Annotated in this window: 1 pseudogene; it reads right to left on the reverse strand. The window is 47.7% G+C overall.

The features are described 5' to 3' along the window. Positions 1-669, reverse strand: a pseudogene (locus TsocGM_RS25650) (DNA polymerase domain-containing protein); the annotation flags it as partial.

Below are 669 nucleotides of genomic sequence, written 5' to 3' on the forward strand. Positions count from 1 at the left end.
TCGCCTGGGTTTCTTTCGCAATTTCGCTCCAATCGCGACGAACAACTTCCAGACCGCGGGTGGTAATACGGCCTTCTTCATCGATCACCGCATAGCGTTTTTTGGTCACGAAGAAACCGCGCAGGTAAAAGCCTTCGTATTCCAGTTCCAGCAGACCCGGCAGTTTGCTGTTGATGTAGTTCAGAAATTCTTTCGCTTTCTTTTTGATCAGTTCCGGTTTTTCACCCGGAATGGTCGCATAGAAATCTAGAGTATCCGCATACAGAACTTTGAAGCCGAATTTTTCTTCGATTTCGCGGATGGTCATTTCGATGTAATGACGACCCCAGGCGGTAACGCTTTCCGTCTAGACTTTGCTATACCAACGCGCTTTCGGATAGCCCATATAGCCGTAATAGCTGTTCGCCAGCAGTTTGATCGCGCGCTGGCGATAATCCAGCATTTTTTTTTCGATCGGATCGATGGTGCTTTTCATTTTCTTTTTGATATCCTGGCGCATCGCAATCAGATCACCCAGAATGCTCGGGATAAAGCCCGGAAAATCTTTGCAGAAGCGATAGCCCACAATCGGCGCAACATCATAGTTTTTGCAGCCTTCTTTTTCCAGGGTATCCGGGCTAACGTTATGGATCACGATAATGCTCGGATACAGGCTACGGAAATCCAGGT

Origin of the sequence: Tautonia sociabilis, from assembly GCF_003977685.1 — a bacterium.
In the GTDB taxonomy this organism is placed as follows: Bacteria; Planctomycetota; Planctomycetia; order Isosphaerales; family Isosphaeraceae; genus Tautonia; species Tautonia sociabilis.